This window comes from Microcystis ichthyoblabe FBCC-A1114 (assembly GCF_050500245.1).
Lineage (GTDB): Bacteria > Cyanobacteriota > Cyanobacteriia > Cyanobacteriales > Microcystaceae > Microcystis > Microcystis ichthyoblabe_A.
Map to the genome: position 1 here is coordinate 1,841,848 of NZ_CP191408.1, position 21,790 is coordinate 1,863,637.

Below are 21,790 nucleotides of genomic sequence, written 5' to 3' on the forward strand. Positions count from 1 at the left end.
TATCAATCAGTACATTTCATTGACTAAAACCTTTTAACTATGGCGATTATTGTTCAACATTTGACCACAGGTAACGAATATATATTCCTAGGAGTTAGTGGGGGTGAAAGTAAGAATATTTTACCCACCAAAATGTTAGGAGATTTCTTCGCAACCGAGACTCCAGATAAATCGCGATCGGTGACTGTTTGTGATGATCAAGGCCGGATACTTTGGTTTCCCGTCACAGAAATAATTGTGGTGGAGGTAGATGGTCAAAAACCCGAAGAATTATTACCAGAAATTATCGCTCCTGAACCAGTTCCTTTACAATTAGATAAAGAGAATCAAACTCAGACCCCAGAAAATCAAGGAAACATCGATGAATTTGCCGAAGATGACGATTGGATCTAGAATTAAATATCTAATTTTAGCGGGAATAATTGCCCTATTTACTGTAGGCTTTAATTCCCTCTCTTCTGTTTCTCAAAACTTGATCGCTTCCTTCCCTGTTGCCGAAGTTGAAGCCCAATATCTTAACGATTGGACACCGGAATTAGAGGCAGAATTTCAACAAAGGGCAAAGCAAGTTATTAACCATTTTGCTGGGGCAGAAAGTTATGGCAATTTGTGGGGAGAAAACGAGAAAAAATCCTATGCTATGGCCATGTTTGATTTCTTGGCAGGAAACAGGCAAAAAGCCCTAGATTTCCTGCAGCAGGATGACCCACAAAAACGGGAACAGTCCCACACTGATTATATAGATTATTATTTTTCTTTTACCCTAAAAGGACAAATTAGAAAATATTTTCTGCTCGGAAAGTATCTCGATCCAGTTTATCGTCAGAGAATGTATAATGCGGCGAAAATTTGGACAGAAACCGACCCTTTACAACGGCCCCATCCTATCCACGGCACCGGCCAAGGAACGGGTAATGATTGGAGTATGAAAAGACGGGGTTTATGGGTAGATAGTCGCAATACTGATAACCTGCGAGCGATGCGCGAAACATCGGTTTATCTGATGGCCGAAGAAACAGGAAATGAGGCAACTCGTCAACTTTATAAAAGTAAAATTAAGCGCTACGTTTCAGCTTTATATAACATCGGGATGGGAGAATGGGATTCAGAAGTTTATCAAGGTCATACCTTTGCTGCCTATCTCAATCTCTACGATTTTTCTCAAGATACGGAAGTTAAACAATGGGCAAAAATGGCCTTAGATTGGTTATCCATGGCCGCTAGTGTTAAATATTATCGGGGTGGTTGGGGTGGCCCTGTAAAACGTGATTATGGTGATGGCCATGGCGTAATGCGATCACACGCAGGTCGCACTTTTTGGTTATACTTTGGTGATACTCCCGTCACCAATAATCGTCCAGAATTGGACTCTCTTTATCTAATTACCAGTGGTTATCGTCCTCCTTTAGCAGTGATGGAATTAGCCCGAAAAAACTTTAATAAACCGGTAGAAATTCTCGCCAGTAAACCCCTATATGAAAACTGGAAACCGGGCAATAATCAGAGTCCGGGTTATTGGGAAACTCAATTTATTGGGGCTAGTTATCAAATGGGTAGTCTGACGGGAACTTTCCCCGATGGCGATGTGGCTCCGTTTAAATTAATGGCCTTTAATCAACACAAAGGAGTGGATTTTTTTGTGGCTAACACTGGCAAAAATGGCGTAAAACCGGGCAAAAATCCCGGGGATGAAATCGGACAATATCGTAATCTTTTAATCTGGTTACGTCCAGCAGACCAAGCTTTTTTCTGGCAATTACCGAAAACTGCCAAGGTAGAAAAAGATGATAATATCTGGTTTATTCAATTAGAAAAAACTTGGTTAGCCCTGAGATTAATAAATCTTTCTTCTCCTGAAATGATCGAGATTCCTAATTCCCCTTATCCCGATGATAATACCTACCAAGCTTTACCCACAGGTAACAATTATGCGGGTTTTGCTCTGGAAGTGGGGGAAGCGGCAACCCAGGGTAGTTATGAGAATTTCAAGAGCATATTTAAGCAAAAAAGTCAAGTAAATTTAACTCAAATTAAGCAAGGCAGGGTTTTATTTAAAGGCAGTCAAGGGCAGAGTTTACAATTTACCTATAATCAAATCAATCTACTGCCGATGTTAATTCGTAACGGTCAAAAGCACGATTGGTCAAAAAATTTCGCCCTTTATAACAGTTTAAGTCGAGATAACTCTCCCGTTTCTTTGGGATGGAAAGAGGGCAAATTAACCGTCAAAGCAGGGAAATATCAATTTTCTAATGCTTTGATTCTGTCTTCTCCTTAAGTTAGATATTCTGGACTATTTATGAGGATTGCTGGATAAATCTAAAAACCTTTTTGGCTAATACTTTTAGACTTTTTGTCAATCAAAAAGTACCAGTTCTGGGAGTGATCGGGGGAAAATTAAGGTACTTTTTCTCTGAAAATTAGGTAATTGATCAGATAAGAATCTGTAAAAACCTACACCCCACACCCCACACCCCACACCCCACACCCCACACCCTGTCCCCACGAAAAACTTTTTCAGCAGACCCTGTTTATGAGGATTGCTCAGACCATTTGCGCTTGATTTAATAACTCTTGCAATTCTTCTCCTTCGATTACTTCCGTGGTCAAAAGATTAGCGGTAATCGACTCTAATAAATTGCGGTTATAACTAAGAATTGCTAGGGCTTTTTGGTAACTAGCGTCGATAATTTGTTTAACCTCTTCATCGATCACTTTCGCCGTATTTTCCCCGATCGAACGCCGGGGACTACCCTGATTATTACCTAAAAAATTAGCCTGTCCCGTTTTATCGTAGGCTAGGGGACCCAGGGATTTACTCATACCATAAATTGTCACCATTCTTTCCGCAATATCCGTCGCCCTTTGTAAATCATCGGAAGCACCATTAGTGACACTGCCAAAGATTAATTCTTCGGCTGCCCGACCGCCCAATAACATAGTAATTTGTTCTTTAAATTCGGTTTCTGTCATCAAAAAACGGTCTTCCGTGGGAATTTTCAGGGTATAACCCAAAGCGGATAAACCCCGGGGAACGATGGAAATTTTCTCGACGCGACCACCTCCCGGCATAACAGCACCAACTAAAGCATGGCCGACCTCGTGATAAGCGACGATTTTCTTTTCTTTTTCCGATAAAACCCGACTTTTCTTTTCTAAACCAGCGATAACTCTTTCTATCGCCTCTTTAAAGTCGATTTGACTGACTTTTTCCCGATTATTACGGGCAGCCAAGAGAGCAGCCTCATTGACGAGGTTGGCTAAATCGGCACCGGCAAAACCGGGGGTTTGGGTGGCGATCGCTTTGAGGTTAACATCTTCACCCATCTGGACTCGTTGGGCGTATATTTCCAAAATTGCCAATCTTCCCGCTAAATCGGGACGATCCACCAAAACTTGGCGATCAAAGCGCCCCGGACGCAATAAAGCGGCATCAAGAGTCTCCGGGCGATTGGTGGCGGCTAAAACGATGACGACGGCTTCTTTGGGGCTAAAACCGTCCATTTCTGTCAAAAGTTGGTTTAAAGTCTGCTCGCGCTCATCATTACTGCCGCTAGTTCCCGATCCCGAACTTCTTGATTTACCGATCGCGTCCAATTCATCAATAAAAATGATGCTAGGGGCATTTTTCTTCGCTTGGGCAAATAGATCCCGCACTCGGGCTGCCCCAGTGCCGACAAATAATTCCACGAATTCCGAGGCCGAAATGCTAAAAAAAGTTACTCCCGCTTCTCCCGCGACCGCTTTTGCTAAGAGGGTTTTTCCTGTCCCCGGCGGTCCGACCAAGAGAACACCCTTAGGAATACGCGCCCCAATTTTATTAAAGCGCTCGGCATCCTTGAGAAATTCGACGATTTCCTTTAACTCGGTTTTTGCTTCCTCGGCCCCGGCCACATCAGTGAAGGTAATCGGATATTTTTCGTCGTCTCCGTAAACTTTAGCGAGATTTTTGTTAAAAAGCAGCGATTTACGCGTGTCATCGTTGCGATAGAGCAGAAACTGCATAGCGGCGACTAAAATTAAGGGGGGAACCACCCAAGCGAGGAGAGTGCTGATCCAACTGTTTTCGGCTACGGGAATCGCCTCGAATATTACGCCTTTTTGCTGTAATAGTTGGGGTAATTGGGGGTTATCGACTGGAATTGTGGCCAATACTCGTCCGGGGGCTAGATTACTGCTTGGTTTGCTGGCCAGAGAACTAGAATCACTGTGAAAGGGATTACTTGATTCTGGGGGATTAAGGGGGGGATTACCCGGAATAGCCAGGGATTCTAAAGGATTTTTTAATTGATACAAGATGACTTGATTGCCAATTCTGACCCTACTGATGTCGCCCCGTTCCACTTTATTGATAAATTCGCTGTAGGGTTCGAGGGGAATATTGGATAATTCTGAGGGACGAGGGATAAGAAAATAGCCTAAAGCGGCAACACCAGAACAAATGATCAGGATTTTGCCTAACCGCGGCAACCGTGACCAGGAAAATTGATTATCTTCTTGATTAGTCATAATTTTTAGGGTGGGTCAGAGTGAAAATGCAAAGTTCATACTAACAATTCCCTATCTCGATCGCCTTACCGATGGGATAGGATAGAGGATGGAATACTTGGTAGCGAGCGAGCGACAAACGAGAGAAATCCCATGAATTTAGTTAGCTTAGAGAACTTTCTCGATAACACTTCTTTTTTAGTCCTGTTTTTAACCATGCTGGTTTATTGGGCCGGGACAGCCTTTCCTAGCATACCTTTGTTGCCGGGCCTGGGCAGCACAGGAGTGGCCATCGCTAACCTCTGTATCGCCGCTTTATTGGGAGCGCGTTGGTTAGAAGCGGGTTATTTCCCCATTAGCAATCTTTACGAATCTTTATTCTTTCTCGCTTGGGGTGTAACTGCGGTTCATTTAATTGCTGAGTACACTAGCCGCAGTCGCCTGGTGGGGGTGGTGACGACTCCTGTAGCCATGGGGATTACTGCTTTTGCCACTTTGTCCTTACCCGGAGAAATGCAAACTTCGGCGCCCTTGGTTCCGGCTTTAAAATCGAATTGGTTGATGATGCACGTTAGCGTCATGATGTTAAGTTATGCTGCTTTGATGGTGGGTTCCCTGATGGCGATCGCTTTTCTGATCGTCACGAGAGGTCAAAATATCGAGTTAAAAGGCAGTTCCGTGGGTACGGGGGCCTATCGTCTCCAAAATAAGTTATCTACCACTCTTTCTGCGCCAGTTTTCATGGAAACGGCTAACGGTGGCACAACCGCCCTTTTAACTCCCACCCTAACAGCGATGGCGACTCTTTCGCCCCAACGTCTTAGCTTGGCGGAAACCCTCGATAATATCAGTTATCGGGTCATTGGTCTCGGTTTTCCCCTTCTCACTATCGGTATCATCGCCGGAGCAGTTTGGGCGAATGAAGCTTGGGGTTCCTATTGGAGTTGGGATCCGAAAGAAACTTGGGCGCTAATCACTTGGTTAGTGTTTGCCGCTTATCTCCATGCCCGCATTACCCGGGGATGGCAGGGAAGAAAACCAGCTATTCTAGCAGCGAGTGGTTTTGTTGTGGTTTGGGTATGTTATTTAGGAGTGAATCTTTTAGGTAAAGGTCTTCATTCCTACGGTTGGTTTTTCTAAATCAGTTATAGGGGTGGGTTGGCAAACCTGCCCCTCTAGACTACCCTTTTTTAAGGCTTATAATTGTTATTTAATTACGGCAATTTTGCCCTAGATAAATAATTACAAATTCTCAAAACTTATAAAAAATGATCGATCAGAAAACTACTATTAAAAATCTGGCTTTAATTGCCGGTGTGCATGGCAATGAACTAACTCCCGCTTATTTGGTTAAATACCTACAAAAGTCACCTAATCTTATTGCTCGCAGCAGTTTTCAATCCCACAGTCTCATCGCTAACCCCTTGGCCCTAAAGCAACGAGTTAGATATATCGATACGGATTTAAATCGTTGTTTTAACCAGAAAAATTTAGTGAATCCCGATTGTCAGCAATACGAACAAAAACGAGCCAAAAAAATAGTCAAAGAAATCCGAGAAAAATTCATTGATTTATTAATCGATATTCACAGCACCACATCTAACATGATGCTGGCGATTATTTATTCTAATCCCCATCCTTGGCTATTAAAACTCTTTACCTATCTGACTAAAATTAATCCTGATGTGCGCTTAATTTATCATCCCGTCAGCGAGGAAGAAAATCATTTTCTGAAAGGAATTTGTCCCCTAGCTTTTACCCTAGAAATCGGTCCAATTAACCATGGTGTCATCTGTCCCTATCTTTTTCGTCAAACCGAAACACTTATCTATCAAATCCTAGACTATATCGAACAGGAAAATTATCTCGCTGCCCATCTCGATACTTTCAGCGAATCCCTAACAGTTTACCAACGTTTAGGATCGATCGATTATCCTAGGGATGAACAGGGTGAAATTAAAGCCATGTTACATCCTCAGATTCTCCAACGAGATTATCAGGCAATTCAACCCAATCAACCGATTTTTCTAGGATTTGATGGTCAGGAAATTATCTATCGTGGTGAATCTGAATTATATCCTATCTTTGTCGGAGAATCTTCCTACAAAGAAAAGGGAATCGCCCTTTGTTGGACAGAAAAAAAACAAATCAATATTAATTAGTACCTCCACAGCAGTTTTACTGACAAAAAACAGGTCTAAATAAGGGAAAAGCCACTATGACCTTTACTTCTGATTCTTTTTTAGCGGAACGTTACCGACTACAACAACGCCTGGGAAATACCGCTATCGGTCGTCAAACTTGGTTAGCTACCGATGTATTATCTCAGGAATCGGTAATTATTAAACTCCTCGCTTTTAGTCCCCAGATGGAGTGGGAAGAATTAAAATTATTTGAACGGGAGGCAGCCGTCTTAGCTTCTCTCCATCATCCCCGTATTCCCCGCTATCGCGATTATTTTTCCCTCGATAAAAATCAAGGTGATGGGATTCCTTGGTTTGTACTTGTACAAGATTATATACCGGGAGAATCCTTAAGTGATCACTTAGAAAGGGGGCAACGTTTCACCGCTACGGTAATTCGGAATATTGCCCAAGAAGTTCTCGAAATTCTCATTTATTTGCATGAATTATCGCCCCCAGTATTACATCGAGATATTAAACCTAGTAATTTAATTATTAACTCGGAAAATAACGTTTATTTAGTAGATTTTGGGGCAGTCCAGTCCCGCGGTGCAGTAACAGGAGTTACTTTTACCGTGGTGGGGACGAGTGGTTATGCACCCCTAGAACAATTTTGGGGCCGAGCAGTTCCGGGTTCTGATTTATATGCCTTGGGTATGACTTTAATTCATTTATTGACAGGAATTGTGCCAATAGAACTGCCCCACCGCGACTCTAAAATTCAATTTCGCCAACTGGTGACAATCGATGATGATTTAATCGATTGGTTAGAAACTATGACCGATATGGCAGTAGAAAAGCGGTTTAAAAGTGCCAGAGAAGCTCTGAAAATTCTCCAACATCCCTACTATCGTCAAGTATCAAGTTTAGTCGATCCTAAGAAATTACCAAAACCTCCCCACAGTTCCATCCGTATCGCTAAACATAAGGATAATTTAGAGATTAATTTACCACCAAAAATTAAGCTACCTTCCGATGCGCCTACTCTCTGGTCTTTGGCGATTTTCCTTACTGTCACTGTCTTTATCTCCCCAATTATTACCTTTATTATAGCTCTGATTGGTTTTATTTTTTCGCGGGAGATGCAATTAATTCTTACCCCTCAAGAAGTTTTAATTAAATATAAACTTTTCAATTTTATCTACAAAAAATTTGCTTTTAAAACTCAAGACTTATGGGGTATTTTTCTCCATAGCAATGGTACAGAAGGTAACTATCAGATTCGTCTGCGGACAGCTAAAAATTACTATCTTATCGGTCAAAATCTCCGCGAGGATGAATGTCTCTGGTTAGGACAGGAAATCCAAGATTGGTTAAATTTTATCAAATATAACGTTTCTCATCAAGAGGAAATGTAGCCTGACAAGGTATCTTCTCCTGGCTCTCTTGGATAATGTATTCTAAGATACATTCCTCCTAGCGAGGGGGTGGAACGAACCACAAAGACACAAAGGACACAAAGATTGATCGATCATATTGTAAGTTTAACTTATCACACAGAACCTAGAAGAGCCTTCTCCTGACTCCCCAAAAGGAAAACCTTGTACCTCATCTCAAGAAATCTGGGGAATTAGTCGGTAGGTATTTTCCCTTTTTTAACCTTAATTTTGCAAAGATTAACCTATCTTGATATAATAACAACTGATTGGCATTCCCTTAGCTACAGGACGGCAATTATTAAATCGAATTAGGAATTACAAAAAAACAGCCATGAAATGTTAGTTATTAGTGGAGAATAAAAAATGATTTCTGAAATTTACCAAAAAGTCAGCTTGTTAGTTTTGTATCAAGGGGTTTTTGATAATGCTATTGGCAAGGCATTTATTACCCTATTATCTACGGATAATATTGCCGATTTTCTTAAAGCCTATGGTCAATGGTTTCAAGCTTTAGCATCTAAAGATATCAGTTGGAATGATTTTCTAGTCGAACAAATTTTATTAGATGACAATCCCTTTAGTCAACAGGTACAGAAAAAAAGTTTTTGGGAGTTACCCGAATCTTTAATTAATGGCGTGAAACAGGATTTATCTATCCTTCAATCTCTCTATAATTCTAGCATTTATAGCCTCAGCAATTCGACAATTTTTGAACAAATTAAATTTCTCAGTTTCCCCGCTTGGGAAATGGACAATAAATTAGAAAGTTTTTTACATTCCGGTTTAGATTGGAGGGAATTAGTTGAAGATTTAGCAGATTATTATCGCGAATGTGGTACGGGAATTTTTGCCCGTTATCAAGCTTTAAAGTGGCAAGAAGGTCGATTACAAGGAATTACTCATCCCGATCCCGTGCAGATTCAAGAAATAGTCGGTTATGAAATGCCCAAGGAAACCTTGATTAAAAACACTGAGTTTTTATTAGCAGGTTATCCCGCTTTAAATGTGCTACTCTATGGCAGTCGTGGTTCGGGAAAATCCTCTCTAGTCAAGGGATTATTGCAAAAATACCATAGTCAAGGATTGCGCTTAATTGAAGTGGCCAAATCCCAATTAAAAGACCTACCATTAATTATTGAAATTCTGCGATATTTACCGCAAAAATTTATTATCTTTGTCGATGATTTATCCTTTGAAGAAGACGATGAAGCTTTTAAAGCTTTAAAGGTTGTTTTAGAGGGAAGTATCACCGCTAGACCGAAAAATGTCGTAGTTTATGCCACTTCTAATCGCCGACATTTAGTCAGAGAATTTTTTGCCGATCGACCCCGACCAAAAGATGGGGATGAAGTGCATAATTGGGACACAGTACAAGAAAAATTATCCTTTAGTGATCGCTTTGGTTTAACCCTAACTTTTGAACCAGCTAATCAAGAAAAGTATCTGGAAATAGTGCGTCATTTAGCCAGTTTAGCTAAATTAAAAATTAGCTTAGAAGACTTAGAATTTCGTGCCAAACAATGGGCAACCCAACATAATGGGCGATCGGGAAGAACTGCCAGACAATTTGTTGATTTTCTCCAAGGGGAATTAGAATTAAATAGGTAGCATTAATTGTGTTATGATTAAATAAAAGAATATCTAATCTGGAAAAATGTTGACTCAATCTCCTCCCAAAACCCTCAGCTTAGAAGAATATCGTAATTTAGAAACCATTGCCGAGGTTAAACACGAATATCACGACGGGGAAATTATCGAGATGACAGGGGGAAGCATCAATCATAATAGTATTCTCATTAATCTTATTGTCCTGCTAAAATTAGCTTTAAGAGGAACTAATTATCGTCTTCAATCTAGCGATCTACGTCTATGGATACCCCAGTATAATCGCGGTTTATACCCAGATTTAATGATCATTGCTGGGGAACCATTATTTAGTGATAATCGCAACGATGAAATTTTAAATCCCTGTGTAATTATCGAAGTTTTATCCCCTTCCACCTCTAGTTATGATCGGGGTGATAAATTTCGTTATTATCGTTCTATACCCCAATTAAACCAATATCTTCTCGTCAGTCAAGGGGAGATATTAATAGAATCCTATAGCAAAACCTCAGAAAATAATTGGTTGCTGCAAGAATACACCCAAGCAAGGGGAATTATATCCCTAGATTCTTTAGGAATTAGCTTAAATCTTGCCGATATTTACGAAGGAGTTGATTTTAATTGAAGAATAATTGATGAATGATAACCTTTTTTCTGTGATCTAGGTTATAATCGGGAGGATTAAAAATTCTGTGACAGAGAAAATGCTAACTCGATCTCCTACCAAAACCCTCAGCTTAGAAGAATATCGTAATTTAGAAACTAGAGCGGAAACTAAACAGGAATATCACGACGGAGAAATTATCGAGATGACAGGGGGAAGCATCAATCATAATCGACTGGTACGCAATTTAATTCGCTTGTTAGACAATGCTTTAAGGAAAACTATTTATGAAGTCTTTCCCAGTGATTTACGACTATGGATACCCCAGTATAATCGCGGTTTATACCCAGATTTAATGATCATTGCTGGGGAACCATTATTTAGTGATAATCGCAACGATGAAATTTTAAATCCCTGTGTAATTATCGAAGTTTTATCCCCTTCCACCTCTGGTTATGATCGGGGTGATAAATTTCGTTATTATCGTTCTATACCCCAATTAAACCAATATCTTCTCGTCAGTCAAGAGGAGATACTAATAGAATCCTATAGCAAAACCTCGGAAAATAATTGGTTACTGCAAGAATACACCCCAGCAAGGGGAATTATATCCCTAGATTCTTTAGGAATTAGCTTAAATCTTGCCGATATTTACGAAGGAGTTGATTTTAATCTCAAATCCTAACTTTAGCTATCTTTTAAGAAGACGTACTAAAAACAATTTTACCATCTTTTACCGCTACTAAACGCAAAGTTAAAGGTCCAGATGTATTAGTTTTACTAGCAGCAACTGCCTCAAGTGTCTCGATAGAATTACCCGACTTTTTCACTTGACCAATAAAGTTAACTACCGTAGTTAATAAACCATCTTCCACTTGAATTGACCCTAAAACTCCCGCACTTCTAGCGCGAAATTGAGCCGAAGCTAAGAGTAAATCTAATCGCTTTTGTAGGTCTTCTTCTGTCATATTTTGGGGATCAATAGAAACGGTAGCGATCACCTGTTTCTCCTCAAAAACTCTTTGATTGGGAACCACATCAGCAAAGACACGAATCTCGCTTTCTCCTAAGACATAATTACCTGCGGAAAGGATTCTCACCACATATTCTTTACCGTCCTGTAATTGTTGACTTAACTGTTCTACCTGTGCTTTTGTGATCTTAACTAAACGCTGGTCAAAATTAGGCTGATTCGGTTGGGTGGCACGGATAGCATTTATATTCGCTTCCCGCAATAACTTATCAATAACAGCGACAATAGCTTGGGGATCGACAATACGAAAAGCTCCAAAAGATAACACCTGTCCCCGGAAAATAGCGATTTGTTTTTCCCGCAATTCTTGATAGGTTTGATAGTATTGTTCTAAAACTTCCACTTCCCGCTTAAGAAAAGCCATTTGGGTTTCTAAATCTTTTAATTTTCCCTCGCGCTGTTCCAAAGCAAAATTTTTATCCACAATCGATCGATCGAGTTCTCCAATACGTTGATCCCGGCGATCAATTTCTAGCTGTAGGGTTTTTTGTTGAGTTTCCAACTGTTGAAGTCGCGCTTGTCTGGTTGTTAATAATTTTTGTTGATTAGCTAACTCTTTATCTCTAACTTGAACGGTGGTTTGTAGTTGATTGATCTGACTAGAAAGAATTGATTTTTGTTGGGACAATTGATCCCGTTGACTGGTTAACTGTGCCTTTTGATTAGTTAAAATGACTCGTTCATTATTTAAATTAGCCACTTCCTTGCGAAACTTTTCCAACTGTCCCGAAACTAATCGCAAACGTTGACGAGAAGCTTGATAATTTTTATTAAGAACCTCTAGACGTTTCTGCACAGCTATCTGTTCACTTTTAGCCGTTTTTAAAGCCTTTTCCACTCGATTTTTTTGTTCGGTGGTTTTTCTTACCTGACTTTCTAAATCTTTGATAGCGGCACGACGTTCATTTAACAGGCGATCCAGTTCAAAAACCCCTTGACGCAGGGATTTACTAGAAGCAAATAAGACAATTAAAGTCGAACCGGCGATCAAAATTCCCGTTACAATCGTCATCAAAGTTGCGGTTTGTTTCGGACGCAGATTAAATAAACGCATCCTTTTCTTACCGATACGGCTACCTATGCGATCGCCAACCGCAGCTATCAGACCACCTAAAACCACGATGGCCAAAACTAAAATATAAGCGCTAGTCATCCAGAATTTAGGTAAATTGTTGACTGAGAGCGACGGGATTATGGACGGTAATTTTCTTCTTGTAAATTGAGACCATTTCTTGATCCCGCAGCTCTCCCAATAAACGGGTGACAGTGACGCGGGTAGAACCGATCGCTTCTGCGATCGCTTGGTGAGACAATTTTAGATCCACCCGGATGCCATCGGTGGTGGGAACCCCAAAATCACGACAGAGAATTAATAAAAAACTGACCAAACGTGAACCCATATCCCGGTGAGCTAAGGTTTCGATCATCATTTCCGTTTGCAGAATCCGCGAGGACAAACCCTGCAGCATCAACATTGATAAATCGGGATTATTGCGGAGGGATCTTTCTACCTGCTCGATCGGGGCCGAGAGTAATTCTACCGGAGTAAAAGCCACGGCATGATAAAAACGATCCGATCGCTGACCAGTCAGTAAGGATAGCACACCAAAGACGCTATTTTCCCGCAGTAGAGCCACGGTAATTTCCTCTCCCGCTTCATAGACTCGCGATAACTTAACGGCTCCTTTCAGCAAAAAATAGACTCTTTCGGCGGGATCTCCCGGGAAAAAGATCGTTTTGCCACGCTCGAACAACTCCACCACCGGGGGGAAATTGCCGCTGCCGATTCGACGGAACACATCTGCTAGGGGTTTATCTTGTATTAATGATAAGTCCATCTCACATCCAAAAAAGGGGAAAATTGTTTTTATTATCCAACGAGTGTCACCTCTATTAAACACAACCGCTCGCTAAACTGGGAAAAGTTTTGGGCGCTTTTTGCCAGACAATAGGGGAGGGGTGATCATTGCTGCCCCGTTATCTGTATCCCTATTATACCGAATCTCGCTGGGGTCGGCTATTGGGGAGATTTTTGTAAGAGAAACGAGAACTATGTTAGATTTAACGGGAAAAAACGCCCTAGTGACAGGAATTGCCAATAATCGCTCGATCGCTTGGGGAATTGCTCAACAACTCCATCAAGCTGGTGCAAATATCGGTGTCACCTATCTCCCCGACGAAAAAGGCCGTTTTGAGAAAAAAGTGCGAGAATTGGCCGATGAACTTAATCCCGCTTTTTATGTCCCCTGCGATGTCCAAAATGACCAACAGGTAGAAGATACTTTCGCTACAGTGGCGGAAAAATGGGGTAAACTGGATATTTTGATTCACTGTCTCGCTTTTGCCGATAAAGAGGGTTTAACGGGCGATTTTACCGCCATCCCCCGGGAAGCTTTCACTAAATCCCTAGATATTAGCACTTTTTCCCTAACCCGTCTAGCGCGATCGGCTAAACCCTTGATGACGGAAGGGGGAAGTATTATCACTCTTACCTATCTCGGCGGTGTCAAGGTAATTCCTAACTATAATTTAATGGGGGTGGCAAAAGCCGGTTTAGAAATGAGTGTTCGCTATTTAGCTGCGGAATTAGGTGGCCAAAAGATCCGAGTTAATGGTATTTCTGCCGGTCCAATTCGCACCTTAGCATCTTCGGCCGTGGGGGGAATTCTTGATATGATCCATCATGTGGAAGAAATCGCTCCTTTACATCGCACCGTGACACAAATTGAGGTAGGAAATACGGCCGCTTTTTTAGCCAGTGATCTTTCTAGTGGTATTACCGGTCAGATTATTTATGTAGATTCCGGTTACGAAATTATGGGAATGTAGTTTTATTCAGTTATTAGTTATTAGTGTCACGGGGTTCTGAAGGGGGATTTTTGACTTCTTTGGGGTTAATTGTGATCGGTCTGAAGGTTCATTTAATTTTTTCACAATTTATTCCCTATTTTCAAACAATTTCTCAATGATGCTTTTCATTTTTGCATTGGTGAAGGGATTGGGGAAGATTCGGCGAATCTCAGGATAGGCGATTAAAATGCGTCTTAGCCTATTATTTGTGTTAATCTCATCTTTACAGACCAAAACCCTAAATCGTCTAAGAAGACAATGGCCGCCAATTATCGGAATAAATCGCCCGTTTTTCTCGGCTGTTCTGGCAGAATCGCTATTTTTTGCCTCTTGATGTTATTATCGGCGGCAATAGGCTGGTTAATTGGGAAACAGTGGGTTAAACACAGCAATCAACACGAAACCGTTAAACCAGTTTTTGCCACGGAGGAAAATAATTTTAATTCTGCCACAGATACGGCATGGCAACGGAAAACTGAGATGAGAAAGCGTCGTCTAGAGTTGGGAATTGATAGTCAGTTTTTTAAAAATCTCGTCAATGAATTGTTTAACCTCCGCTATGGGGATATCAAAGAGGAAAAACAGAAACAGGAACAAAGAGACATTCTAGGAGCAGAAATACTCGATCGCTTAGAACGTCTCGATTCTGGCACTAGAGAAGCATTAGGTAGCTACAACGAGCAACAGCGAGAAAAATGGCGAGAACAAGTGAATCAATTACGCTTAAGCGGTATAGTCTTTAATTTACTCACTGATACTGCCTTTTTTCAGCTATTTCCCGAATTGACAGAAAGACCAAGTTTTGATACAAGCCTGGGTCAACTATGGAGTGGTTTGGCCTGGAATCAGTTACAATCTTTACAGTCTGGCCTATCCTACCAAGCGATCGAAAGTTTAGACGCGGGGGGGGAGGAAGTTATCGAGGCAATTCTCAGCGAGGGACAAGGAAAAGCCTATGCAATAAAATTGCGTTCCAGTGATCGGTTAAACTTAAATTTAGAGGCGGAAGGCGAAGTTTTACTATCTTTCTACTCTCCCACGGGTAATATTACCCTTTTAGATAAGTCTAGCGATCGGCAATGGTCTGGTCAATTACCCGAAGAGGGATTTTATGAATTAGTTATTCTCCCCCAGTCTTCTACCCCCGTCCACTTTCGCTTACAGTTAAAAGTAAGTCAATGAATTTAACCGTCAGTTATCAGTTATCAGTTATCAGTTTACTGATCACTGAAAAGCTCCCCACTTCCCCACTTCCCCACTTCCCAATTTATAATTTATAATTCATAATTTATAATTGATAATTTATAATTTATAATTCCCACTTCCTCAACCCCTAATCTGCTTTTTTACTTTTTCCCATGTCTCTAACTTTCCAAGCTGTTATCGCTAAATTAAATGAATTTTGGGCTGATCGCGGTTGTTTAGTTGCTCAACCCTATGATACCGAAAAAGGTGCAGGAACCATGAGTCCCCACACTTTTTTAAGGGCAATTGGTCCGGAACCTTGGTCCGTTGCCTATGTGGAACCCTGTCGTCGTCCTACGGATGGCCGTTATGGCGAAAATCCCAATCGTTTTCAGCATTACTATCAATATCAAGTCCTAATTAAACCCTCTCCCGATAATATTCAGGATATCTATTTAGACTCCCTGAGGGTGTTAGGAATTAACCCAGAAGATCACGATATTCGCTTCGTGGAAGATAACTGGGAATCTCCCACCCTCGGCGCCTGGGGTGTGGGTTGGGAAGTGTGGTTAGATGGTATGGAAATCACCCAGTTTACCTACTTTCAACAGTGTGGGGGTATCGATTGTCGTCCCGTGGCGATCGAAATTACCTACGGTTTAGAAAGATTAGCCATGTATCTGCAAGATGTGGAGGCAATTAATAAAATTCAATGGAATGAAAATATCCTCTACGGTGACATTTTTCTACAAAATGAAATCGAACAATGTACCTACAATTTTGAGGCTTCTAATCCTGAGTTATTATTTAGTTTATTCAGTTTATATGAACAGGAAGCTAAACAATTAATCGATCGCTCTCTGGTGATTCCCAGTCTAGATTATGTTCTCAAATGTTCCCATAGTTTTAATTTACTTGATGCTAGAGGTGTGATTGCTGTAGCTGAAAGAACCCGTTATATCGGCAGAATTCGCAATTTAGCTCGACAGGTTGCTCAATTGTATTTACAGCAACGAGAAGCTTTAGGTTTTCCCCTACAAACGGTTTAGCGATCTGGGCATCTTTGGTGATGCACCCCTACCAATTGTACTGCCCTTCTTTTAATAACTTCCTTTTATCAAAAATCCTGTTTAAAAGTTATGGGATAGTGGGGAAGAAAAAAAGATGTTAGCGATAACATCTTTTTGGCATTTTTTACAATTTAACTTCAATATCAACCCCTGCGGGTAAATCTAATTTCATCAAGGCATCGATTGTCTTAGAAGAGGGTTGGTAAATATCAATAATGCGGCGATGGGTGCGGGTTTCAAAATGTTCACGGGAGTCCTTGTCAACGTGAGGGGAACGCAGGACACAATAAATCTTTCTTTTTGTCGGTAGGGGAATCGGTCCGATCGCTGTGGCGTTAGTTCTATTGGCAGTATCGACAATCTTCTCACAGGAAGTATCGAGTAAGCGCTGGTCAAAAGCTTTCAAACGAATGCGAATTTTCTGTTGTTGTAGCGTAGCCATAATTTCACCTATTGCAATTGTCAAGGTACAAAATAAAGACAGTAACGGAGCAGCTTTTAAATTCACTGCCCCGTTAATTAGTAGATTAGCCTACTTGATAATTTTCGAGATAACGCCGGAACCGATGGTGCGACCACCTTCGCGAATAGCGAAGCGCATACCCTGTTCAATAGCGATCGGGTTGATCAGTTCCACGGTCATTTTGATCCGGTCTCCCGGCATGACCATTTCTACAGTGCTGCCATCATCGGCGGTGTAGTCTTTGATAGTGCCAGTTACGTCGGTTGTGCGTACATAGAACTGAGGACGATATTCTTTAAAGAAAGGAGTGTGACGACCACCTTCTCCTGCAGTTAACACATACACCTCCCCCTCAAACTGGGTGTGGGGTTTGATTGTACCCGGTTTAGCGATCACCATGCCGCGCTCGATGTCGGTTTTTTGGATACCACGCAGGAGGATACCAGCGTTGTCACCTGCCATCCCTTCGTCAAGACTTTTCTTGAACATTTCGATCCCGGTGACGGTGGTGGGGCGAGTTGCTCTGATCCCGACCAATTCCACGTTATCACCCACTTTCACCTTACCGCGTTCGATCCGACCGGTAGCCACCGTCCCCCGACCAGTAATCGAGAATACGTCTTCTACCGCCATCAGGAAGGGTTTATCGATATCCCGTTCAGGGGTGGGGATATAGCTATCCACCGCGTCCATTAATTCATAAATTGCGTCCACCCACTCGTTATCGCCTTTTTGGGCCTTGGGATTTTTGGTCATGTAGTCGAGGGCTTCTTTCGCAGAACCGGCAATAATGGGGATATCGTCGCCAGCAAAGTCGTAACTGGTGAGAAGTTCGCGCACTTCCAGTTCCACGAGTTCCAGTAACTCCTCATCATCCACCATATCTTTTTTGTTGAGGAAGACCACCAGGTTAGGTACACCCACCTGACGAGCCAGCAGGATATGTTCCCTGGTTTGGGGCATCGGGCCATCGGCGGCCGAGACCACGAGAATACCACCGTCCATCTGTGCCGCACCGGTGATCATGTTTTTTACATAGTCGGCGTGGCCGGGGCAGTCCACGTGTGCATAGTGGCGATCAGCGGTTTCGTACTCAACGTGAGCGGTGTTAATGGTGATCCCGCGAGCCTTTTCTTCGGGAGCGGCATCGATTTCATCATATTTTCTAGCTTGGGCATTACCCAGAGCCGCTAGGGTCATAGTGATAGCGGCGGTGAGGGTAGTTTTGCCGTGGTCAACGTGACCGATCGTACCGATGTTAACGTGGGGTTTCGTCCGTTCAAATTTAGCGCGTGCCATTTACTTTCTGTTCCTTTGTTTTTTTTTCTTCTTCAGCCGGGTGAACATTAATCAGTCACCAGAGATCAGTTTTAAGTTAGCAGTTATTAGGGTTGACCGATCGAATTTAAATGATCGGTTTATCCCCACTGCTCACTGGTCACTGGCAACTGATTAACCGTTCCCTTTACTTTTGGTGATAATCGCCTCAGCCACGTTGCGGGGGACTTCTTCGTAATGGCTAAATTCCATGGTGAAGATGCCCCGTCCTTGGGTTTTAGAGCGAATATCAGTGGCGTAACCAAACATTTCCGCTAGGGGGACTTTAGCGGAGACTTTGGCGATGCCAGCCTCGGTTTCTTGGCCTTCGATTTGTCCCCGACGGGAGTTAAGATCACCGATGACGTTACCGATGAAGTCTTCGGGTACTTCCACTTCGACTTTCATCATTGGTTCTAGGAGAACGGGGGCAGCTTTCATCACCGCTTCTTTGATCGCCATGGAACCGGCAATCTTAAAGGCCATCTCGGAGGAGTCCACATCGTGGAAAGAACCATCTACCAGGGTTGCTTTCAGGTCGATGACAGGATAACCCGCTACGATCCCCGATTCGCAAGCTTCTTTCATCCCTTGTTCTGACGGGTTGATGTATTCTTTGGGGATAGCACCACCGACAATTTTGGAGACGAAGACAAAGCCTGACCCCGGTTCACCCGGTTCCAGTTCGATTACGACGTGGCCGTACTGCCCTTTACCGCCACTTTGACGGATAAATTTACCCTCGGCCCGTACAGGTTTCCGCACAGTTTCCCGATAGGCCACCTGGGGAGCGCCCACCGTCGCTTCGACTTTGTACTCCCGCAGCATTCGATCGACTAGGATTTCCAGGTGCAGTTCTCCCATCCCAGCGATTACCGTTTGATTGGTTTCGGGATCAACTTTGACCCGGAAGGTGGGATCTTCATCGGAGAGAGCTTGCAGAGCTTTGCTGAGTTTCTCGATGTCCTGTTTGGTTTTCGGTTCCACCGCTACGGAGATAACCGGTTCGGGGATAAAGAGGGATTCTAGGATAACTGGGTTCTTCTCATCACAGAGGGTATCCCCTGTAATGGTGTTTTTCAGTCCGATCGCCGCTCCTAGATCACCGGCGCGCAGTTCATCCACTTCGATCCGTTCGTTGGATTTGAGGACGATCAGGCGAGCGATCCGTTCTTTGGTTCCTTTGGTGGAGTTGTAGGCGTAGCTGCCTTTAGCTAGTACACCGGAATAGACCCGTAGGAAGGTTAAACGACCGAAGGGATCGGCCATGATTTTGAAGGCGAGAGCAGAGAAGGGCGCATCGTCCTTGGCTTCCCGGATTGCCTCGCTGCCATCGGGAAGAATCCCTTTAACGGCGGCTACTTCCGAGGGTGAGGGCAGATAATCGACAACGGCATCGAGGAGCAGTTGTACCCCTTTGTTTTTGAAAGCCGAGCCGCAGAGGACGGGAACAATTGTACCAGCAATCGTCCCTTCTCTGAGACCGCGTTTGATTTCGGCTTCGGTGAGTTCTTCACCTTCTAGATATTTTTCTAGGAGTTCTTCATCGGCTTCCGCTACAGCCTCCACCAGCTGCACGTGGAATTCTTCGGCCTTTTTCAATAAGTCTTCGGGAATGTCGGTTTCTTCTATGTCTTTGCCTAGATCGTCCTTATATATATAGGCGCGCATCTTGACGAGATCAACGATCCCGCTCAGTTGGCTTTCTGCGCCGATCGGCATTTGGATGGGAACGGCGTTAGCTCTAAGGCGATCTCTTAATTGTTCGTAAACTTTGAAGAAGTTCGCTCCCGTTCTGTCCATTTTGTTGATAAAGGCAATCCGGGGTACTTTGTACCGATCGGCTTGTCTCCAGACGGTTTCCGATTGGGGTTGTACACCACCAACAGAGCAGAAAACCGCCACCACGCCATCGAGTACCCGCATGGAACGTTCCACTTCAATGGTGAAATCGACGTGGCCAGGGGTATCAATGATGTTGATGCGATGATCTTGCCAACTGGTACTGATGGCGGCGGCGGTGATGGTGATTCCTCGCTCCCGTTCCTGTTCCATCCAGTCGGTAATTGCCGTTCCGTCGTGGACTTCGCCCAGTTTATGAGCGACTCCCGTATAGAACAGGATTCTTTCTGTTGTCGTTGTTTTGCCCGCGTCTATGTGAGCGGCGATTCCGATGTTTCGCACTCTCTCTAGCGGGATAGTCCGTGCCACAGCAACCTCCTTGCTTTGCTTGCCAGTGATGGGATTTTGTTCTAGGATTTTTTACACTATTTACAATTCTATACTTTTCTTGACAGTTTTTTGGCGGCAGCGGTGCAGTCCACCGCCCTTAAAGTATCTTTAAAGTATCTTTCTTAGTAACGATAGTGGGCAAAGGCTTTGTTTGCCTCTGCCATCCGGTGGGTTTCTTCCCGTTTTTTGATCGTGCCGCCGGTTTCATTGGCCGCATCCATGATCTCGTTAGCTAGTTTACCAGCCATGGTTTTGCCGCCTCTGGTTCTGGCATAATGGACTAACCAACGCAGTGCCAATGTACTACCACGGTTGGTGCGTACTTCCATCGGCACTTGATAGGTGGCTCCACCGACCCGGCGGGCTTTCACTTCCACTAGGGGGGTGGCGTTTTTAACGGCTTTTTCAAATACTTCTAGGGGTTCTTGACCGGTACGTTCGCCGACGGTTTTTAGGGCATCGTAAACGATGTTAGCGGCTAGGGATTTTTTGCCCGATCGCATGATCCGGCGGATAGTCATGCTGACTAAACAGCTATTGTAAACGGGATCGGGGGGAATAGGACGTTTTTTGACGTTTTTACGGCGAGACATCGGAGTATTCCTGAATTTTCTAGGTTAACTTTAACTTTTGCTTGACAGTCGGATGATTACAGCCCATCTCAAACCCTCTCCTGCGAGTTTTCAGTCTCTTGGGTTAACTTTGACCGACTCGGTGGGAGTATTTTTTTGGTTAATCAATTTCCTGTTTATTTAGCGGCGGGTTTGGGGCGTTTGGTTCCGTACTTGGACCGCGCCTTTTGACGGTTTTTCACCCCGGTGGCATCAAGGGTGCCGCGAATGATGTGATATCTGACTCCGGGTAGATCTTTGACCCGACCGCCGCGAATGAGGACGACCGAGTGTTCTTGCAGGTTATGACCGATGCCCGGGATGTAGGCTGTCACCTCAAATCCAGAGGTTAAACGTACCCTAGCCACTTTCCGTAGGGCTGAGTTGGGTTTTTTGGGTGTGGTGGTATATACTCTTGTACAAACTCCCCGACGTTGGGGGCATTGTTTGAGGGCGGGAGATTTGGTTTTTCTTTTCGCTTTGGATCTTTCGTCGCGTATTAATTGCTGAATGGTGGGCATGATAGGGCTGTATCTAAGGTTACTCTGAACTCCTTGTTACCGAAGGTCAAATCGTTGACAAAAGGCCATTATAGCAAATTGCCGCTGTTGTTGTCAAGTCGCTTATTGTGCTTTTCTCTGGTTTCGGAGGTTAGAGATTGTCTTTTTCTTGGGCAGCGGCGGCACTCAATTCGGGCGTTATTAGACGATAAAATTACAGCTTCGTTGTTTTGGCTTGATGGTGCGATTTTAGCGATAATTATCACCTGA

General features: G+C 43.1%; 19 protein-coding genes. 11 read left to right on the forward strand and 8 right to left on the reverse strand.

The window, feature by feature from the left end; all coding sequences use genetic code 11:
* Window positions 1-39: 39 nt before the first annotated feature.
* Together ACQY1Y_RS08905 and ACQY1Y_RS08910 are read left to right on the forward strand one after the other, a co-directional pair.
* A complete protein-coding gene (locus ACQY1Y_RS08905; protein ID WP_002739676.1) occupies window positions 40-393 on the forward strand; it encodes a hypothetical protein in 354 nt (117 codons plus the stop codon).
* A complete protein-coding gene (locus ACQY1Y_RS08910) occupies window positions 362-2,278 on the forward strand; it encodes a hypothetical protein (protein WP_430014424.1) in 1,917 nt (638 codons plus the stop codon). Before ACQY1Y_RS08905 ends, ACQY1Y_RS08910 begins: the two co-directional genes overlap by 32 nt.
* Before the next feature lie 266 nt (window positions 2,279-2,544).
* On the opposite strand, the gene ftsH is transcribed toward ACQY1Y_RS08910, so the two are convergent.
* Entirely contained in the window at window positions 2,545-4,509 is a 1,965-nt protein-coding gene (gene ftsH / locus ACQY1Y_RS08915) for an ATP-dependent zinc metalloprotease FtsH (protein WP_287232125.1), read from the reverse strand.
* 132 nt (window positions 4,510-4,641) lie between these two features.
* On the opposite strand from ftsH, the gene ccsB reads away from it, so the two are divergent.
* The 6 genes from ccsB (at window position 4,642) to ACQY1Y_RS08945 (ending at window position 10,944) form a co-directional block, all read left to right on the forward strand.
* A complete protein-coding gene (gene ccsB / locus ACQY1Y_RS08920) occupies window positions 4,642-5,628 on the forward strand; it encodes a c-type cytochrome biogenesis protein CcsB (RefSeq protein ID WP_002750103.1) in 987 nt (328 codons plus the stop codon).
* Between the two features lie 128 nt (window positions 5,629-5,756).
* On the forward strand, window positions 5,757-6,650 hold the full coding sequence (locus ACQY1Y_RS08925; RefSeq protein WP_430014425.1) for an aspartoacylase: 894 nt from the start codon (window positions 5,757-5,759) through the stop codon (window positions 6,648-6,650).
* Window positions 6,651-6,706: 56 nt separating this feature from the next.
* On the forward strand, window positions 6,707-8,029 hold the full coding sequence (locus ACQY1Y_RS08930; protein WP_430014426.1) for a serine/threonine protein kinase: 1,323 nt from the start codon (window positions 6,707-6,709) through the stop codon (window positions 8,027-8,029).
* Window positions 8,030-8,413: 384 nt separating this feature from the next.
* Window positions 8,414-9,658 (forward strand): ATP-binding protein, encoded by a 1,245-nt coding sequence (locus ACQY1Y_RS08935; protein ID WP_430014427.1) that lies wholly within the window; start codon window positions 8,414-8,416, stop codon window positions 9,656-9,658.
* A 46-nt stretch (window positions 9,659-9,704) separates the two neighbouring features.
* Entirely contained in the window at window positions 9,705-10,280 is a 576-nt protein-coding gene (locus ACQY1Y_RS08940) for a Uma2 family endonuclease (RefSeq protein ID WP_002750100.1), read from the forward strand.
* 79 nt (window positions 10,281-10,359) lie between these two features.
* A complete protein-coding gene (locus ACQY1Y_RS08945) occupies window positions 10,360-10,944 on the forward strand; it encodes a Uma2 family endonuclease (RefSeq protein WP_002776514.1) in 585 nt (194 codons plus the stop codon).
* A 13-nt stretch (window positions 10,945-10,957) separates the two neighbouring features.
* Here ACQY1Y_RS08945 and ACQY1Y_RS08950 read toward each other — a convergent pair whose 3' ends face one another.
* Window positions 10,958-12,445, reverse strand: coding sequence for a DUF3084 domain-containing protein (locus tag ACQY1Y_RS08950; protein ID WP_430014428.1), 1,488 nt, complete (start codon window positions 12,443-12,445; stop codon window positions 10,958-10,960).
* A 7-nt stretch (window positions 12,446-12,452) separates the two neighbouring features.
* Complete coding sequence (ntcA, locus tag ACQY1Y_RS08955; protein WP_002750097.1) at window positions 12,453-13,130, reverse strand: global nitrogen regulator NtcA; 678 nt, start codon at window positions 13,128-13,130, stop codon at window positions 12,453-12,455.
* A 214-nt stretch (window positions 13,131-13,344) separates the two neighbouring features.
* On the opposite strand from ntcA, the gene fabI reads away from it, so the two are divergent.
* From fabI to glyQ, 3 genes are all read left to right on the forward strand, one after another.
* Window positions 13,345-14,121, forward strand: a complete 777-nt coding sequence (gene fabI / locus ACQY1Y_RS08960) for an enoyl-ACP reductase FabI (protein ID WP_002740281.1) — start codon at window positions 13,345-13,347, stop codon at window positions 14,119-14,121.
* A 279-nt stretch (window positions 14,122-14,400) separates the two neighbouring features.
* Window positions 14,401-15,324, forward strand: a complete 924-nt coding sequence (locus ACQY1Y_RS08965) for a hypothetical protein (protein WP_002750096.1) — start codon at window positions 14,401-14,403, stop codon at window positions 15,322-15,324.
* A gap of 176 nt (window positions 15,325-15,500) precedes the next feature.
* Entirely contained in the window at window positions 15,501-16,376 is an 876-nt protein-coding gene (gene glyQ, locus ACQY1Y_RS08970; RefSeq protein WP_430014429.1) for a glycine--tRNA ligase subunit alpha, read from the forward strand.
* 145 nt (window positions 16,377-16,521) lie between these two features.
* Here the strand turns inward: glyQ and rpsJ are convergent, their stop codons facing one another.
* The 5 genes from rpsJ to rpsL form a co-directional block, all read right to left on the reverse strand.
* Window positions 16,522-16,839: a 30S ribosomal protein S10 gene (gene rpsJ, locus ACQY1Y_RS08975; protein ID WP_002740287.1), complete on the reverse strand. Its 318-nt coding sequence runs from the start codon at window positions 16,837-16,839 to the stop codon at window positions 16,522-16,524.
* A 90-nt stretch (window positions 16,840-16,929) separates the two neighbouring features.
* A complete protein-coding gene (tuf, locus tag ACQY1Y_RS08980) occupies window positions 16,930-18,159 on the reverse strand; it encodes an elongation factor Tu (RefSeq protein ID WP_430014430.1) in 1,230 nt (409 codons plus the stop codon).
* A 153-nt stretch (window positions 18,160-18,312) separates the two neighbouring features.
* Window positions 18,313-20,388 (reverse strand): elongation factor G, encoded by a 2,076-nt coding sequence (gene fusA / locus ACQY1Y_RS08985; RefSeq protein WP_430014431.1) that lies wholly within the window; start codon window positions 20,386-20,388, stop codon window positions 18,313-18,315.
* A gap of 143 nt (window positions 20,389-20,531) precedes the next feature.
* A complete protein-coding gene (rpsG, locus tag ACQY1Y_RS08990) occupies window positions 20,532-21,002 on the reverse strand; it encodes a 30S ribosomal protein S7 (protein WP_002739653.1) in 471 nt (156 codons plus the stop codon).
* A gap of 155 nt (window positions 21,003-21,157) precedes the next feature.
* Window positions 21,158-21,541, reverse strand: coding sequence for a 30S ribosomal protein S12 (rpsL, locus tag ACQY1Y_RS08995; protein ID WP_002740176.1), 384 nt, complete (start codon window positions 21,539-21,541; stop codon window positions 21,158-21,160).
* Window positions 21,542-21,790: the final 249 nt, after the last annotated feature.

Coding starts and splice junctions, on each gene's coding strand:
- ACQY1Y_RS08905 (WP_002739676.1), top strand. CDS start 40: ATGGCGATTATTGTTCAACATTTGACCACAGGTAACGAATATATATTC.
- ACQY1Y_RS08910 (WP_430014424.1), top strand. CDS start 362: ATGAATTTGCCGAAGATGACGATTGGATCTAGAATTAAATATCTAATT.
- ftsH (WP_287232125.1), bottom strand. CDS start 4,509: ATGACTAATCAAGAAGATAATCAATTTTCCTGGTCACGGTTGCCGCGG.
- ccsB (WP_002750103.1), top strand. CDS start 4,642: ATGAATTTAGTTAGCTTAGAGAACTTTCTCGATAACACTTCTTTTTTA.
- ACQY1Y_RS08925 (WP_430014425.1), top strand. CDS start 5,757: ATGATCGATCAGAAAACTACTATTAAAAATCTGGCTTTAATTGCCGGT.
- ACQY1Y_RS08930 (WP_430014426.1), top strand. CDS start 6,707: ATGACCTTTACTTCTGATTCTTTTTTAGCGGAACGTTACCGACTACAA.
- ACQY1Y_RS08935 (WP_430014427.1), top strand. CDS start 8,414: ATGATTTCTGAAATTTACCAAAAAGTCAGCTTGTTAGTTTTGTATCAA.
- ACQY1Y_RS08940 (WP_002750100.1), top strand. CDS start 9,705: ATGTTGACTCAATCTCCTCCCAAAACCCTCAGCTTAGAAGAATATCGT.
- ACQY1Y_RS08945 (WP_002776514.1), top strand. CDS start 10,360: ATGCTAACTCGATCTCCTACCAAAACCCTCAGCTTAGAAGAATATCGT.
- ACQY1Y_RS08950 (WP_430014428.1), bottom strand. CDS start 12,445: ATGACTAGCGCTTATATTTTAGTTTTGGCCATCGTGGTTTTAGGTGGT.
- ntcA (WP_002750097.1), bottom strand. CDS start 13,130: ATGGACTTATCATTAATACAAGATAAACCCCTAGCAGATGTGTTCCGT.
- fabI (WP_002740281.1), top strand. CDS start 13,345: ATGTTAGATTTAACGGGAAAAAACGCCCTAGTGACAGGAATTGCCAAT.
- ACQY1Y_RS08965 (WP_002750096.1), top strand. CDS start 14,401: ATGGCCGCCAATTATCGGAATAAATCGCCCGTTTTTCTCGGCTGTTCT.
- glyQ (WP_430014429.1), top strand. CDS start 15,501: ATGTCTCTAACTTTCCAAGCTGTTATCGCTAAATTAAATGAATTTTGG.
- rpsJ (WP_002740287.1), bottom strand. CDS start 16,839: ATGGCTACGCTACAACAACAGAAAATTCGCATTCGTTTGAAAGCTTTT.
- tuf (WP_430014430.1), bottom strand. CDS start 18,159: ATGGCACGCGCTAAATTTGAACGGACGAAACCCCACGTTAACATCGGT.
- rpsG (WP_002739653.1), bottom strand. CDS start 21,002: ATGTCTCGCCGTAAAAACGTCAAAAAACGTCCTATTCCCCCCGATCCC.
- rpsL (WP_002740176.1), bottom strand. CDS start 21,541: ATGCCCACCATTCAGCAATTAATACGCGACGAAAGATCCAAAGCGAAA.